A 15,277-nucleotide genomic window follows, 5' to 3' on the forward strand; every position below is an offset into this window, starting at 1 on the left:
ACACTCAGGACAGTCCACGTCAACGCACCAGAAGGATCCGCAACCAGATCGTGAACAGCGACGACACGGGCGGCGACGCCGGGTGAGCCCGGTCGGTCATGGCCTCCCTCGTCGCTGTCGCGACAGCACGACGCCGCGCCCCCGTACGGGGGCGCGGCGTCGGTGGTGCGAGGCAGTCGTCAGACGTTGAACCCCAGCGCGCGGAGCTGGTCCTTGCCGTCGTCGGTGATCTTCTCCGGGCCCCACGGCGGCATCCAGACCCAGTTGACGCGGAAGCCGTCGACGAGGCCGTCGAGCGCCTGCGCGGACTGGTCCTCGATGACGTCGGTCAGCGGGCACGCCGCGGACGTGAGCGTCATGTCGATGACCGCGTGGTTGTTCTGGTCGATCTGGATGCCGTAGATGAGGCCGAGGTCGACGACGTTGATGCCGAGCTCGGGGTCGATGACGTCGCGCAGCGCCTCCTCGACGTCCGCGACGTTCGGCGGGCTCGGTGCGACACCCTCCACGGGTGCGCCGGTCTCGGTGCTCATCGGTTCTCCTCCGTCGTCTCCCCCGCGGCGTGCGCCGCGCGGTTCTGGTCTGTGGCGACCCGGTCCAGTGCGCCCGAGGTCACGAGCGAGTCGCGCAGCGCCGCCCAGCCGAGCAGGGCGCACTTGATGCGGGCAGGGTACTGCGAGACACCGGTGAACGCCGTGGCGTCCTCCAGCTCGTCCTCCGCGGCCTCGTCGAGGCCCTTGCCGCGCGAGCCCATGAGCTCGCGGAACACCTCGCCGAGGTGCTCCGCCTCGGTCACCGGGCGTCCGGTCACGAGGTCCGTGAGCACGGACAGGGACGCCTGGGAGATGCTGCACCCCTGGCCCTCCCAGCTCACCCGAGCGATGGTGGGCGCGCCGCCCGGGGCGCCACCCGCCGTCGTGCCCGACGACGCGGGCGCGAGCTCCACGCGCAGCGTCACCTCGTCGCCGCACGTCGGGTTGACCTGGTGCGACTGGCCGTGCGCCGCGCCGTCGGTCACCTCGACGAGACCTCGCCCGTGCGGGGTCCTCGCGTGGTCGAGGATGACCTGCTGGTACATCTGCTCCATCGAGCTCATCCGGAGTCCTCTCAGTCCACCGAGAAGAACGCGCGGACCCCCGCCAACGCTTCCCGGAACGCGTCGACGTCCTCGCGCGTCGTGTACACCGACGCGGACGCGCGAGCCGTCGCCGCGACGCCGAACCGCCGGTGCAGGGGCTGGGCGCAGTGGTGGCCCACGCGCACGGCGATGCCTGCGTCGTCGAGCACCTGCCCGACGTCGTGCGCGTGCACGCCGTCCACGACGAACGACACGACGGCGAGACGGTCGACCGGCTCGCGCGGACCCACGACCCGCACGCCCGGGATCTCCCCGACGCGCAGGAGCTCGGCCGCGAGGTCGTGCTCGTGCGCGGCGACGCCCCCCATGCCGAGCTCGTGCAGGTACCGCGCCGCGGCACCGAACCCGACGATCTGCGCCACGGCCTGCGTGCCCGCCTCGAACCGCTGGGGCGGCGCCATGTACGACGACTCGGTCATCGTGACGACCTCGATCATCGACCCGCCGGTCGTGACGGGCGGCAGCGCCTCGAGCAGCTCGCGCCGTCCGTAGAGCGCGCCGACGCCCGTCGGGCCGAGCATCTTGTGCGCCGAGAAGACCGCGAAGTCGACGCCGAGCGCCGGCAGGTCGACGGGCAGGTGCGGCACCGACTGGCACGCGTCGAGCACCGTGAGCGCGCCGACCTCGCGCGCCCGCGCGACGATCGGCGCCACCGGCGTGATCGCACCCGTCACGTTCGACACGTGCGTGAACGCGACGACGCGCGTGCGCTCGGTGATCACCGTGGCCGCGTCCTCGACGCGCACGCGCCCGTCGTCGTCGACCTCGAACCACCGGAGCACGGCGCCCGTGCGGGCCGCGAGCTCCTGCCACGGCACGATGTTGGCGTGGTGCTCGGCCTCGGTGACCACGATCTCGTCGCCCGGTGCGAGCGCGAAGCGGCAGGCCGCGGATCCCCCACGGCCGAGCGTCGCGTTCGACAGGCCGTACGCGACGAGGTTGATCGCGGCCGTCGCGCCCGACGTCCAGACGATCTCGCCCGGTCGGGCGCCCACGAACGCCGCGACGTCGGCCCGGGCGTCCTCGAACGCCTCGGTCGCCTCCTCGGCGAGCTGGTGCGCGCCGCGGTGCACCGCGGCGTTGCGCTCCTCGTAGAAGTCGACCTCGGTGTCGAGGACGACCTGCGGCTTCTGCGACGTCGCCGCGGAGTCGAGGTAGACGAGCGGACGACCACCGCGCACGGTGCGCTCGAGCAGCGGGAAGTCCGCCCGCACGGCGGCGAGCTCGCCCGCCGTCAGGCGCGACGGGCTGCCGTCGAGCCGGCCGGCGGTGTGCGCGGTGGTCGTCATGGTCGTCTCCTCACAGGTGCTGCGGCGCCGTGCGGTCGGGACCGCTCGGTCAGGCCGACGCGGCCGAGGCGGACTCGACCGAGCCGCCGAGGTAGCGGTCGTAGCCCTCCTCCTCGAGGCGGTCCGCGAGCTCCGAGCCACCCTGCTCCGCGACCTTGCCGTCGACGAAGACGTGGACGAAGTCCGGCTTGATGTAGCGCAGGATGCGCGTGTAGTGCGTGATGAGCAGGAAGCCTGCGTCGGTGTTGCCGTGGACGCGGTTGACGCCCTCGGAGACGATGCGCAGCGCGTCGACGTCGAGGCCGGAGTCGGTCTCGTCGAGGACGGCGAACTTCGGGCTGAGGAGCTCCATCTGGAGGATCTCGTGACGCTTCTTCTCACCACCCGAGAAGCCCTCGTTGACCGAGCGCTCCGCGAACGACGCGTCCATCCGCAGGCGCTCCATGGCGCCCTTGACGTCCTTGGTCCAGTGGCGCAGCGCGGGGGCCTCGCCGTCGATCGCGGTCTTCGCGGTGCGCAGGAAGTTCGAGACGCTCACGCCCGGCACCTCGACGGGGTACTGCATCGCGAGGAACACGCCGGCGCGGGCGCGCTCGTCGACGCTCATCGCGAGGACGTCCTCGCCGTCGAGCGTCACGGAGCCGCTCGTCACCTGGTACTTGGGGTGACCGGCGATGGAGTAGGCGAGCGTGGACTTGCCCGAGCCGTTCGGCCCCATGATGGCGTGGATCTCGCCGCTGTTGATGGTCAGGTCGACGCCGCGCAGGATCGGCTTCGGCCCTTCCTTGGTCTCGACGCTGACGTGCAGGTCGCGGATCTCGAGAGTGGACATTCGTGGTTCTCCCAGAAGTGTGGTGATGACGTTCGGGTGCGGCCGCTCGGGCCGGGTGTCAGGGGGTGCCGACGGTGGAGTCGACGTCGACGAGCACGCGCTCGCCGTCGACCGTCACCGGGTAGACGGGCACGGGCCGCATCGCGGGGAGCGCCGTGGGCTGACCGGTCCGCAGGTCGAACTGCGAACCGTGCAGCCAGCACTCGACGAAGCAGCCCTCCACCTCGCCGTCCGACAGGGACACGGCCCCGTGGGAGCAGATGTCCGAGATGGCGTGCCACCCGCCGTCGCCGTCGCGCACGACGGCGACCTCGACGGTGGCCCCCGCGGCGGACGCGAGCTCGACGCGCAGCGCCTCCTCCGGTCCGAGGTCCGCGGTGGTGCAGGCGAGCTGTGCGGTCACGCCACGCCCTCGGCCGTCCCGTCGATGACGGACATCGACTTGCTCAGCTCGCGCTCGATCGCGTCCAGCAGGCGCTGCTCGACCGACTCGACGCCGATCTCGTGGATGAGCTCGGCGAAGAAGCCGCGCACGACGAGACGGCGCGCCTCGATCTCGGGGATGCCCCGGGCCTGCAGGTAGAAGAGCTGCTCGTCGTCGAACCGGCCAGTCGCCGACGCGTGACCCGCGCCCTCGATCTCGCCCGTCTCGATCTCGAGGTTCGGCACGGAGTCCGCGCGCGCCCCGTCGGAGAGGACGAGGTTGCGGTTGAGCTCGTACGTGTCGGTGCCCTCGGCCGCGGCCTGGATGAGCACGTCGCCCACCCACACCGTGTGCGCACCCTCGCCCTGCAGCGCGCCCTTGTACGTCACGCGGGACTTGCAGCGCGGGACGGCGTGGTCCACGAACAGGCGGTGCTCCTGGTGCTGGTCCGCGTCCGCGAAGTACAGGCCGACCATCTCGACCTCACCGCCCTCGGCGGTGAACTCCGCGTCGGGCGTGATGCGCACGACGTCGCCGCCGAGCGTCACGACGACGTGCTTGAGGCGCGCGTCCCGACCGATGCGGGCACGGTGCGACGAGGCGTGCACCGCGCCGTCGGCCCAGTCCTGGACCGAGACCACGGTGAGGTGGGCGCCGTCCTCGACGACGATCTCGACCGTCTCGTTGAGCGTCGCGGCACCGATGTGGTCGAGCACGACGACGGCCTCGGAGTGCCGCTCGGCGCGCACGAGGACGTGGCTCGCGGTCGGCGTGGCGCCGTGGCCCTCGACGCGCACCGAGGTGACGTCCGACGCGACGGCCTCCTTCGGCACGGTGATGACGGTCGCCTGCTCGAAGGAGTTCCACGCCGTGACGGCGGTCCGGTCGCCCGGCTTGCCGGCCGTGCCGAGCCGCTCGTCGCCGCGACCGACGATCGAGACCTGCACCTCGGGCGCCTCGACGACCGTGACACGGACGTCGCCGCCGCCGGACTGCCCGACGAGCTTGTCGTCGAACAGCGGCGCGAGCCGCGCGACGGGCGAGAAGCGCCACTCCTCCTCGCGCCCGGAGGGCACGGGGATGTCGGCGAGGTCGAACGACGTGAGGCGCTCGGCGCGCGAGCCCTGCGGGACGACGCCGTGGGAGTGCGCCCCGTCGGCCTGCGCGCGCGAGTGGTCGGTGGTCAGTCCGGCCTCTTCGGGAATGGTGGTGGTGGTCATATCAGCCGACGGACCCTTCCATCTGCAGCTCGATGAGGCGGTTGAGCTCGAGCGCGTACTCCATGGGCAGCTCGCGCGCGATGGGCTCGACGAACCCGCGCACGATCATGGCCATCGCCTCGGTCTCCTCCATGCCCCGGGACATGAGGTAGAACAGCTGGTCCTCGCTCACCCGCGAGACCGTCGCCTCGTGCCCCATGGACACGTCGTCCTCGCGGACGTCGACGTACGGGTAGGTGTCGGACCGGGAGATCTGGTCGACGAGGAGCGCGTCGCACAGCACGGTCGAGGCCGAGTGCGAGGCGCCCTCGAGCACCTGGACCAGGCCGCGGTAGGACGTGCGGCCACCGCCGCGCGCGACCGACTTCGAGACGATCGACGACGACGTGTGCGGCGCGGCGTGCACCATCTTCGCGCCCGCGTCCTGGTGCTGGCCCTCGCCCGCGAACGCGATGGAGAGCGTCTCGCCGCGCGCGTGCTCGCCGAGCAGGTAGATCGCCGGGTACTTCATGGTGACCTTCGAGCCGATGTTGCCGTCGACCCACTCCATCGTCGCGCCCTCGGCCGCGGTCGCCCGCTTGGTCACGAGGTTGTAGACGTTGTTCGACCAGTTCTGGATGGTCGTGTAGCGCACGCGCGCGTTCTTCTTGACGATGATCTCGACGACCGCGGAGTGCAGCGAGTCGCTCGAGTAGATCGGCGCGGTGCAGCCCTCGACGTAGTGCACGTACGAGCCCTCGTCCGCGATGATCAGCGTCCGCTCGAACTGGCCCATGTTCTCCGTGTTGATGCGGAAGTAGGCCTGGAGCGGGATCTCGACGTGCACGCCCGGCGGCACGTAGACGAACGACCCGCCCGACCACACGGCCGAGTTGAGCGCCGCGAACTTGTTGTCACCGGACGGGATGACCGTGCCGAAGTACTCCTGGAAGAGCTCCGGGTACTCGCGCAGGCCCGTGTCCGTGTCGACGAAGATGACGCCCTGCGCCTCGAGGTCCTCGCGGATCTGGTGGTAGACGACCTCGGACTCGTACTGCGCCGCGACGCCCGCGACGAGGCGCTGCTTCTCCGCCTCCGGGATGCCGAGCCGGTCGTACGTGGCCTTGATGTCCTCGGGCAGGTCGTCCCAGCTCGTGGCCTGCTTCTCCGTGGAGCGCACGAAGTACTTGATCTTGTCGAAGTGGATGCCCGTGAGGTCGGAGCCCCAGCTCGGCATCGGCTTCTTGTCGAACAGGCGCAGCGCCTTGAGGCGGCCCTTGAGCATCCACTCCGGCTCGTTCTTCAGCGCGGAGATGTTGCGCACGACCTCCTCGGAGAGCCCGCGCTGCGCGGACATCCCGGCGGCGTCGCTGTCGTGCCAGCCGTACTCGTAGGAGCCGATCGAGGCGATGATCTCGTCGTCGGTCTGCTTCTCACCGGTCGGCAGAGCCGTGCCGGCGGCGTCCTGGGTGGGAGCGCTCATGGTGTTCCTTCCACTGTCCGTCGATGCGGAGGGGGCAGTCGGTTCGGGGCGGCCGGGATACCCGGCGTCGTGCGGTCGTGCGGGTGGTCAGGGTCGTGACGGGTCGTCGTGCGGTGCGGTCAGCCCGTGCCCGACGGCGGTCTCCCGCGCGTCCGGACGTCACCGGCGCCCGGGAGCCGGGCGGCCGGGTGGAGCGGGATGTTCGTCGTGCACGCGTGCCCGCCCCCGGCGAGGGTCGCGAGACGCTGCACGTGCGAGCCGAGGAGCTGGGCGAAGACCTGGGCCTCCGCCTCGCACAGCTGCGGGAACTCCTCCGCGACGTGCTGCACGGGGCAGTGCCCCTGGCACAGCTGCACGGCCGAGGTCCCGGGGACGGGACGCACGCTGGCCGCGTAGCCGTCGTCCGCGAGCGCCGCGGCGAGCTGCGCGGCCCGGCCCTCGACGTCGTCGGCGTCCAGGCGTCCGGCGTAGCGCTCGCCGAGCTCGGCGAGCCGCTCGTGCGCGAACCGCTCGACGGCGTCGGGACCGGCCACGTCGCGGAGGAAGCGCAGGGCGTCGGTGGCGAGGTCGGCGTACGTGCCCGAGAGCTCGCCCTGTCCGGCGGACGTCGCCACGTACCGCCGCGCGGGGCGACCGCGCATCCCGGTGGCGTGACCGGCGTCGTGCACGGCGACGAGGTCGTCCACCTCGAGGAGTGCGAGGTGGCGGCGGACCGCGGCCGGGGTGAGGCCGAGGGTCGCCGCGAGGTCGGCGGCGCTCACGGGGCCCGCGCTCGCGACGAGCTCGAGCACGCGCTCGCGCGTGCGTCCGTCCGCGTCCGCGGGGTGCACCACGGGGCGCAGCATGCCGGGCGGGGTTGCTCCTGCTGCCATGCTCACCTCCTGCGGTGCGTCCTCTGCGGGTCGTCGGTGGATCAGGGACCGGGTCGCTCGCGCGCACGGCGCGGCCCCGATATAGACAACATGGTTGTTCCCTAATTGCCGGAGCGCAAGCAAGGCCACCCTCAGACCCGCGTCCTGCGGGCACGGATGTGGCGTACGCGACAGCCGTGCCGTCCGGGCCCGCGGGGCGGCTCGGCGACGCGAGAGACCCCTAGAATCGGCCGGGTGCCCGCCCCTGCCGTGCTCGTGCACGACCTCGTGAAGCGCTACGACGGTCGTGCCGTCGTCGACGGCGTGTCGCTCACCGCGGAGCGCGGCGCGATCACCGCGGTGCTCGGACCGAACGGCGCGGGGAAGACGACGACCGTCGAGTGCTGCGAGGGCCTCCGCGCACCCGACGCCGGCAGCGTCCGGGTGCTGGGGCTGGACCCGGTCTCCGAGGCGCGCGAACTGCGCCCCCGGGTCGGTGTGATGCTGCAGGACGGCGGCCTGCCGACCGGGGTCCGCGCGCTCGAGATGCTGCGCCACGTCGCGTCGATGTACGCGAGGCCGCGCGACGTCGGCGAGCTCACCGAGCGCCTCGGGCTGGAGAGCTTCGCGCGCACGACCGTGCGACGCCTCTCGGGCGGCCAGCGGCAGCGCCTCGCGCTCGCCGCCGCCGTGGTCGGGCGGCCCGACGTCGTGTTCCTCGACGAGCCCAGCGCGGGCATGGACCCCCAGAGCCGGCACGCGGTGTGGGAGCTCGTGCGCGAGCTGCGGGCCGACGGCGTCGCCATCGTCCTCACGACGCACCTCATGGACGAGGCGGAGGACCTGGCGGACCAGGTCTACGTCGTCGACCACGGCAGGGTCATCGCCGCGGGTGCCACGCGTTCGCTCCTCGAGGCCGGGGCGGACGGCGAGGCCGACCGGACGGTGCGCTTCGAGGCGGAACCCGGGCTCGACCTCGCAGGCCTGGACGCCGCGCTCGCGGACCCCACGGCGCTGTCCGACGACCTGACGCGGGCCGCATGGCTCGTCGCCGAGCCGCAGCCCGGCTCGTACACCCTCACCGGGCCCGCCGACCCCGCGACGCTCGTGGCGCTCACCACGTGGCTCGCCGCGCGCGGCGTCCTGGCCTCGCGCGTCACGGTGGGCCGTCGCACGCTCGAGGACGTGTTCCTCGACCTCACGGGACGGCACCTGCGATGACCACGCCCGAGAACTCGTCGCCGACCACGAGCCGGTCGACGGCCGCGCCCGTGGCCGCGGGCCCCGCAGCGACCGTCTCCACGCTCGCCGCACCCGCGTGGCGACGCGTCGTGGCTCAGACCGCGTTCGAGACGCGCATGATCCTGCGCAACGGCGAGCAGCTGCTCGTGACGGTCGTCCTGCCGGTGATGCTCCTGCTGGGGCTCGTCCTCACGTCGTTCGTCGACCTCGACACGGGTGGCGCGTCGCGCGTGGACTTCGTGACGCCCGGCGTCCTCGCGCTCGCCGTCATGTCGACGGCCTTCACGTCCCAGGCCATCGCGACGGCGTTCGACCGCCGCAACGGCGTGCTGCGCCTCATGTCGACCACTCCCCTGGGCCGCGGCGGGCTGCTCGCGGGCAAGGTGCTGGGCGTCCTCGCCGTCGAGGTCGTCCAGGTGATCGTGATCTCCGGCGTCGCGCTGGCCCTCGGTTGGCAGCCCGTCCTCGCGGGAGTCCCGGCGGCGGTCCTCGCCGTCCTGCTCGGCACGGCTGCGTTCACGTCGCTCGCGATGCTCCTCGCCGGGACCTTGCGCGCGGAGGGCGTGCTCGCCGTCGCGAACCTCGTCCTCGTGCTCCTCACCGTCGGCGGCGGCGTGCTCGTGCCCGCGGAGCAGCTCCCCGGGCCGCTCGCCCACGTCGCCCTGCTCCTCCCCTCCGGCGCGCTCGGCGAGGCGATGCGGGGCGCGCTGCTCGACGGCTCGGTGCCGCCGTTCTCCGTGGTCGTCCTGCTCGGGTGGACCGCGGCGCTCGGCTGGGGCGCAGGCAAGCTGTTCCGCTGGACCTGAGCGCCCGCGCGGACGCATCTCACACCCGCAGGATTCCGGGCGTGACCGCGTGCCCGGATACCGTGGGACGCGTGAGCACAACGCCTCCCGCGCGCGACACGGCCACCGGCACCGACACCACGGCCGGCGGTGCGGAACACCCCGACCGCCTCGCCCGCTGGCGACGCTGGACGAAGCCCGTGCTCGTCGCGAACCTCGTGGCGCAGATCGGCATCATCGTCACGGGCGGCGCGGTCCGGCTCACGGGCTCCGGGCTCGGCTGCTCGACCTGGCCCCAGTGCGAGCCCGGTCAGTTCACCGCCCAGTTCCACCCGGAGACGACGTACCACCAGTTCGTCGAGTTCGGGAACCGCACGCTCACCGGCGTGCTCAGCGTCATCGCGATCGCGGCCCTCGTGCTGGTCTGGACGGACCGCTCACGCGTCCTGTCGTACCGCGTGCTCGGAGCCGTCCCGCTGCTCGGCGTCGCCGCGCAGGCGGTCATCGGCGGCGTCATCGTGCTGCTCCACCTGCACCCGGGGTGGGTCTCGCTGCACTTCGTCGTCTCGGCGGCGCTCGTGGCCGTCTCCCTCCTGCTCCTGCACCGCTCCGGCGAGGGCGACGGGCCGCCCGTGCCGACCGTCGACGTGCCCACGCGCACCCTCGCGTGGGTGCTCGGCGGGCTCACCGCCGTCGTCGTGGTGCTCGGCGTGATCACGACGGGCGCCGGCCCTCACAGCGGCGACTCCGAGGTCGGCTATCGCCTCGCCGTCGACCCGGCGCTCATGAGCAAGCTCCACGCGTGGTCCGTGTGGGCCTTCGTGGCCGTCCTCGTCGTCTACCTGGTCCGGGTCCGGTCGGCGTCCGAGACCGTCCGCCGGGCGGCGTGGCTCCTGCTCGCCATCACGCTCGCCCAGGGCGCGATCGGCTACGTCCAGTACTTCACGGGGCTCCCCGCGCTCCTCGTCGGGCTGCACATGCTGGGGTCCGCGCTGCTCGTGGCGGGCACGACGCGCGTGGTCCTCACGACACGGACGCGTGGCGCGCTCGAGGTTCCCACGACGGCGACGGTCGCCCCGGGCGCCTGAGCGCCCGGGGCGACCGGCTCAGCCGCCGCGGCGCTCCGGCCAGGGCGCGTCGGCCGGGCGCAGCGACGACCAGCCGCCTGCCCGCGACGCGGCCGCCGCCAGGATGCCGACGACGGCCGACGGGTTGTGCAGCTCACCCGCGAGGACCCCGCGGAGCGCCTCGTCGAGCGGGACCCAGCGCAGCTCCATGTCGAGCTCCTCGGCCTCGCGCGCGAACCGCTCGGCCTCCGGGACCGGCGACAGGTCGCGCGCGAGGAACACGCGCAGCGCCTCGTTGGAGCCGCCCGGCGTCGTGAAGTAGTCGACGAGCACGTCCCAGCGACCCGCCCGCAGGTCCGCCTCCTCGGCGAGCTCACGAGCGCCGGCGAGCTGGGCGTCCTCCCCGTCGACGTCGAGCAGGCCCGCGGGCACCTCCCACAGCTCACGCCGGACCGGGTGCCGGTACTGGCGCAGCAGGAGGACGCGCTCGTCGTCGTCCAGGACGACGACCGCGACCGCCCCCGGGTGGTCGAGGTACTCGCGCGTCACGGGTCCGTCACCGAGCTCGACCACGTCGGAGCGCAGGTCGAAGACGCGTCCCTCGTGCACGAGGGACGTCTCCACGACCGGTCGCGGCGCCAGGGTGTCCACCACCGGCTCGTCCGGGCGCGCACCGGCCGGCGACGTCGCGTCGCCCAGGTCGGCGGCCACTCAGTCCGCCTGGTTCTCGAGCGCGGCCGCGACGAGCCCGGCGAACAGCGGGTGCGCGCGGGTCGGGCGCGACTTGAACTCGGGGTGGGCCTGCGTGCTCACGTAGTACGGGTGCACGTCCGCGGGCAGCTCGACGAACTCGACGAGCGAGGAGTCCGGCGACGCGCCCGAGACGACGAGCCCGGCCTCCTCGAGACGGCCGCGGTACGCGTTGTTCACCTCGTAGCGGTGGCGGTGACGCTCGGAGACGCGCTCCGCGCCGTAGGTCTTCGCGACGACCGACCCGGGCACGAGGGCCGCCTCGTACGAGCCGAGGCGCATCGTCCCGCCCAGGTCGCCGTCGCCCCCGACGATCGCGAGCTGCTCCTCCATCGTCGCGATGACCGGGTCCGACGTCTCCGGGTGGAACTCCGTCGAGGACGCGTCCGCGATACCGAGCACGTTGCGCGCGTACTCGATGACCATCGACTGGAGACCGAGGCAGATCCCGAGCGTCGGGACCTTGTTCTCGCGCGCCCACCGCAAGGCGCCGAGCTTGCCCTCGATGCCGCGCACGCCGAAACCGCCCGGCACGAGCACCGCGTCGACGCCGTGCAGCGCGTCGTCGGCGCCGGCCGGCGTCTGGCACTCGTCCGAGGCGACCCAGCGGATGGTGACCTTCGCGTCGTTGGCGAAGCCGCCGGCGCGCAGCGCCTCCGTGACGGACAGGTAGGCGTCCGGCAGGTCGATGTACTTCCCGACGAGAGCGACCTCGACCCGGTGGGCGGGCTCGTGCACGCGTTCGAGGAGCTGGCTCCAGCCGTCCCACTCGACGTCGTGGAACGGCAGGCCGAGGCGGCGCACGACGTAGGCGTCCAGGCCCTCGGAGTGCAGCACGCGCGGGATGTCGTAGATGCTCGGTGCGTCCACGGCGTTGACGACGGCCTCGTTGTCGACGTCGCACATGAGCGCGATCTTGCGCTTCACCGGGTCGGGAACGACGCGGTCGGCCCGCAGCACGATCGCGTCGGGCTGGATGCCGATCGAGCGCAGCGCCGCCACGGAGTGCTGCGTCGGCTTCGTCTTGAGCTCGCCCGAGGGCCCGATGTACGGCACGAGCGAGACGTGCAGGAAGAACACGTCGTCGCGGCCGAGCTCGTGGCGCACCTGGCGCGCGGCCTCGAGGAACGGCTGGGACTCGATGTCGCCGACCGTGCCGCCGACCTCGGTGATGATGACGTCGACGTCCTCGCCCGCCTGGGCGCGCATGCGCGACTTGATCTCGTCGGTGATGTGCGGGATCACCTGGACCGTGTCGCCGAGGTACTCGCCGCGCCGTTCGCGGGCGATGACCTGGGAGTACACCTGACCGGTCGTGACGTTCGCGGACGCCTCGAGGTCGACGTCGAGGAAGCGCTCGTAGTGCCCGATGTCCAGGTCCGTCTCGGCGCCGTCCTCGGTGACGAAGACCTCGCCGTGCTGGAACGGGTTCATCGTCCCGGGATCGACGTTGAGGTACGGGTCCAGCTTCTGCATGGTGACCCGCAGTCCGCGCGAGCGGAGCAGACGACCGAGGCTCGAGGCGGTCAGGCCCTTGCCGAGCGAGGAGGCGACGCCGCCGGTGACGAAGACGTGCGCGGTGCGGTGCTCGGATCGAGCGCCCGAGGCGTTGAGGCGGGAGGAGGGCCGGTTCAGGTGATCTGCCACGGAACTCCATCCTAACAGCGGCCCGGGCGACGGCACGCGGACCCGGCGCCCGCACGACGTCGGTCGCCTCACACCTCGCCGTGCTCCCCTCAGGACGAGGACGGGTCGACCGGCCCGTCCTCGGTGCGCGCCGGCTCCGTCGCCCCACGGCGGACGACGCCCAGCAACGCGGGACGGTCGACCACGAGAGACGTCCCCAGGACGACGACGCCCGCGAGGACCGCCGCGAGGGCCCCGACGCCGACGGCCGGGAGCCAGCCCGCGTCGTCAGGCAGGAGCGCACGGGAGAGCAGCGCGCCGAGGGTGGCTCCGGCAGCGGATCCGACACCCGTGACGAGGAGCGTGCGCAGCACACCGGCGACCGCCGCGACCCCGGCGAACCGCCGGACGCCGAGGAGCAGACCCGCGCCCGCGACGGTCATGCCGAGCGTGGTCGCGAGTCCGAGCATCGACAGCACGCCCTCGGCGTCACGCGCGCCCGTCACGGCCGGCAGGACGAAGACGGCGACCGCCACCATGACCCACCCCGCGACCGTCGCGACGACCGCGGCGCGTTGGCGGTCGATCGTGTAGAGCGCGCGCGACAGGTGCAGGATCAGGGCGTAGCCGACGATGCCCGGGGCCATCCACGCCACGCCGGCCCCGAGGCCCTCGACGGTCGTCCGCGCGACGGCGGCGAACACCACCTCGACCGGCCCGGACGCCGCGACGAGCGCCGCGACGCCGAGCCCCGAGACGACGACCAGCGCGCGTGTCGTCGTCGCGAGCAGCTCGCGGAAGCGGTCCTGGCGGGCGTGGGCGACGTGCTCGGCGAGCCGCGGGAAGGCGCTCGTCGCGAGCGGGAAGGCCAGCACCGCGTACGGGAGGAGGTAGACCTGCTGCACGAACGTGTACGTCGGGAACGTCGACTGGGGGCCGAACTGCAGCGCGGCGCCCATCGCGGCGAGCACCGAGAGCTGCTGCGCGACGAGCGCCCCGACGCCCGCGAGAGCGAGGTTGCGCGCCCGCACGCCCTCGCCGTGCGGGAACCGCAGCCGCGGCCGCAGCCGGGTCCCGGTCCGCAGCACGGGCCCGACGAGCGGGATCGCGAGGACCGCTACCCCGACGGTCGTCCCCCAGCCCAGCCACGCGATCGCCTGGCCCGAGAGCGCGGCGACGTCCGCCTGGTTCCCGTCGGCGAGCCCGACGAACACGAGGTAGACCGCGATGACGGCGAGGCTCGACAGCAGCGGGGAGAACGCCTGCCAGAAGAACCGCTTGTGCGCCTGGAGGATGCCGCCGAGCACGACGGCGACGCCGTAGAGCGGGACCTGGAGCGCGAACACGCGGACGAACGTCGCCGTGACGTCGACGAGCTCCGGGTACCTCGACATGAGCGTCGCGGCGATCGGCTCGGCGAGCAGCGCGAGGAGCGCGCCCAGCGGCACGAGCACGAGCAGCGTCCAGCCGAGCACCGCAGACGCGATGCGCGAGACGTCCGCCTGCGAGCGGCGTGCGATCGGTCCTGCGAGGAGCGGCACGACGGCGCCGGCGAGCGCCCCGCCCGCCGCCACCTCGAACAGCACGTTCGGCAGGATGTTCGCCGACGAGTACGCCGTCCCGACGCCGGTCGTGCCCAGCGTCGACGACAGGACGAGCGAGCGCGCGAAACCGACGAGACGGCTCGCGACCGTCACGACCGTGATCATCACGGCCGCGCCCGCGAGCGTCTGGGTCGCCGCGCGCAGGCGCCCGGGACGTCCGCTCACGCGGCGCGCCGCCCCCACGTGTCGACGCGCCGCAGCACGTCGTTGCCCTGGATGACGGCCGAGAAGCTGACCTTCTCGCTCGCCAGGGTCAGCCCCACGACGCCCGCGAGCGCGAGCCAGCGCACGGCCCGCGGCGCGGCGAACGCGACCTGGCTCCCGAGCACGGCGCCGAGTGCGTTCGCCCCGCAGTCGCCGAGCATGTCGCGCTCGCCGAGGTCTGCCGGTGCGGCGGCGGCGCCCGCACCGAGGACGGCGCCTGTCGTCCCACCGGTTGCCGACCCGGCGAACGGCACGGAGACGAGCGCGGACGCCTTGAGGGCGCGGCCCGGGCGCAGGTCGAGGAGGTTCACGAGGTTGGCGGTCCCCGCGACGAGGGCGCCGTTGACGCCGACGTCGACGAGGTGACCGAGCGCCGAGCCGCGGCGGCGGGTGCCGACGGCCGCCGCGACGAGCGACGTCGCGCCGATGCCGAGCACCTTGAGCCCGCCGGTCGTGACCGTGCCGTGCGCGAGCGCGCCCAGGTGCCCGCGCAGCCCCTTCGTGCGCGTCGACGTGTCCTCCGTGAGGTCGTCGACGAGGCCGAAGGCGCCGCCACCTGCCGCCGCGAGCGCGGTCGCCGTCCGCGTGCGCGCGTCGGCGCCCGTGGCGAGCGCTCCGGCGACGAGGCCGGCGGCGACGGCGGGACCCTCGAGCATGCTGATGGGCTCGCCGCGGTGGTTCGTGCGCGTCCAGCGCTCGGCACCGCCCGGGGAGCGACCTTCGAGCGCCCGCCGCAGAACAGCCGTCGTAGCCGCGGCGACCGCGGCCGCCAGGAGCACGGAT

The 15,277-nt window shown here is 73.2% G+C and carries 15 protein-coding genes; 3 read left to right on the plus strand and 12 right to left on the minus strand.

What is annotated here, in order from left to right; genetic code table 11:
* Nucleotides 1-179: 179 nt before the first annotated feature.
* The 8 genes from ACZCLJ_RS04380 to ACZCLJ_RS04415 all read right to left on the minus strand — a co-directional run bounded on the left by ACZCLJ_RS04380 (nt 180) and on the right by ACZCLJ_RS04415 (nt 7,237).
* The gene (locus tag ACZCLJ_RS04380; protein WP_251150816.1) at nt 180-533 is read right to left on the minus strand and encodes a metal-sulfur cluster assembly factor; all 354 of its coding nucleotides are present in this window, start codon (nt 531-533) and stop codon (nt 180-182) included.
* Nucleotides 530-1,096, minus strand: a complete 567-nt coding sequence (gene sufU, locus ACZCLJ_RS04385; protein WP_463105603.1) for a Fe-S cluster assembly sulfur transfer protein SufU — start codon at nt 1,094-1,096, stop codon at nt 530-532. Before sufU ends, ACZCLJ_RS04380 begins: the two co-directional genes overlap by 4 nt.
* 11 nt (nt 1,097-1,107) lie before the next feature.
* Nucleotides 1,108-2,427, minus strand: a complete 1,320-nt coding sequence (locus ACZCLJ_RS04390; protein ID WP_463105604.1) for a cysteine desulfurase — start codon at nt 2,425-2,427, stop codon at nt 1,108-1,110.
* A 49-nt stretch (nt 2,428-2,476) separates the two neighbouring features.
* Nucleotides 2,477-3,259 carry a Fe-S cluster assembly ATPase SufC gene (gene sufC / locus ACZCLJ_RS04395; protein WP_251150813.1) on the minus strand — a complete coding sequence of 261 codons (783 nt, stop codon included), beginning with the start codon at nt 3,257-3,259 and terminating at the stop codon, nt 2,477-2,479.
* A gap of 58 nt (nt 3,260-3,317) precedes the next feature.
* The gene (locus tag ACZCLJ_RS04400; protein ID WP_251150812.1) at nt 3,318-3,662 is read right to left on the minus strand and encodes a non-heme iron oxygenase ferredoxin subunit; all 345 of its coding nucleotides are present in this window, start codon (nt 3,660-3,662) and stop codon (nt 3,318-3,320) included.
* Nucleotides 3,659-4,903: a Fe-S cluster assembly protein SufD gene (gene sufD, locus ACZCLJ_RS04405; RefSeq protein WP_251150811.1), complete on the minus strand. Its 1,245-nt coding sequence runs from the start codon at nt 4,901-4,903 to the stop codon at nt 3,659-3,661. Before sufD ends, ACZCLJ_RS04400 begins: the two co-directional genes overlap by 4 nt.
* Nucleotide 4,904: 1 nt before the next feature.
* Nucleotides 4,905-6,365 (minus strand): Fe-S cluster assembly protein SufB, encoded by a 1,461-nt coding sequence (sufB, locus tag ACZCLJ_RS04410; protein ID WP_251150810.1) that lies wholly within the window; start codon nt 6,363-6,365, stop codon nt 4,905-4,907.
* Between the two features lie 119 nt (nt 6,366-6,484).
* Complete coding sequence (locus ACZCLJ_RS04415; RefSeq protein WP_251150809.1) at nt 6,485-7,237, minus strand: helix-turn-helix transcriptional regulator; 753 nt, start codon at nt 7,235-7,237, stop codon at nt 6,485-6,487.
* Nucleotides 7,238-7,471: 234 nt separating this feature from the next.
* Here ACZCLJ_RS04415 and ACZCLJ_RS04420 point away from each other — a divergent pair, with 234 nt between their 5' ends.
* The 3 genes from ACZCLJ_RS04420 (at nt 7,472) to ACZCLJ_RS04430 (ending at nt 10,331) form a co-directional block, all read left to right on the plus strand.
* Entirely contained in the window at nt 7,472-8,437 is a 966-nt protein-coding gene (locus tag ACZCLJ_RS04420) for an ABC transporter ATP-binding protein (protein ID WP_463105605.1), read from the plus strand.
* Complete coding sequence (locus ACZCLJ_RS04425) at nt 8,434-9,264, plus strand: ABC transporter permease (protein ID WP_463105606.1); 831 nt, start codon at nt 8,434-8,436, stop codon at nt 9,262-9,264. Before ACZCLJ_RS04420 ends, ACZCLJ_RS04425 begins: the two co-directional genes overlap by 4 nt.
* A gap of 71 nt (nt 9,265-9,335) precedes the next feature.
* Nucleotides 9,336-10,331: a COX15/CtaA family protein gene (locus tag ACZCLJ_RS04430; RefSeq protein ID WP_463105607.1), complete on the plus strand. Its 996-nt coding sequence runs from the start codon at nt 9,336-9,338 to the stop codon at nt 10,329-10,331.
* Between the two features lie 18 nt (nt 10,332-10,349).
* On the opposite strand, the gene ACZCLJ_RS04435 is transcribed toward ACZCLJ_RS04430, so the two are convergent.
* The 4 genes from ACZCLJ_RS04435 to ACZCLJ_RS04450 form a co-directional block, all read right to left on the minus strand.
* Nucleotides 10,350-11,021, minus strand: a complete 672-nt coding sequence (locus ACZCLJ_RS04435) for an NUDIX domain-containing protein (protein WP_463105608.1) — start codon at nt 11,019-11,021, stop codon at nt 10,350-10,352.
* The gene (locus tag ACZCLJ_RS04440) at nt 11,022-12,695 is read right to left on the minus strand and encodes a CTP synthase (protein ID WP_251151227.1); all 1,674 of its coding nucleotides are present in this window, start codon (nt 12,693-12,695) and stop codon (nt 11,022-11,024) included.
* Between the two features lie 101 nt (nt 12,696-12,796).
* Complete coding sequence (gene murJ, locus ACZCLJ_RS04445; protein ID WP_463105609.1) at nt 12,797-14,455, minus strand: murein biosynthesis integral membrane protein MurJ; 1,659 nt, start codon at nt 14,453-14,455, stop codon at nt 12,797-12,799.
* A complete protein-coding gene (locus ACZCLJ_RS04450; RefSeq protein WP_463105610.1) occupies nt 14,452-15,273 on the minus strand; it encodes a hypothetical protein in 822 nt (273 codons plus the stop codon). Before ACZCLJ_RS04450 ends, murJ begins: the two co-directional genes overlap by 4 nt.
* Nucleotides 15,274-15,277 lie beyond the last annotated feature (4 nt).

This window comes from Cellulosimicrobium sp. So1_17 (assembly GCF_055181235.1).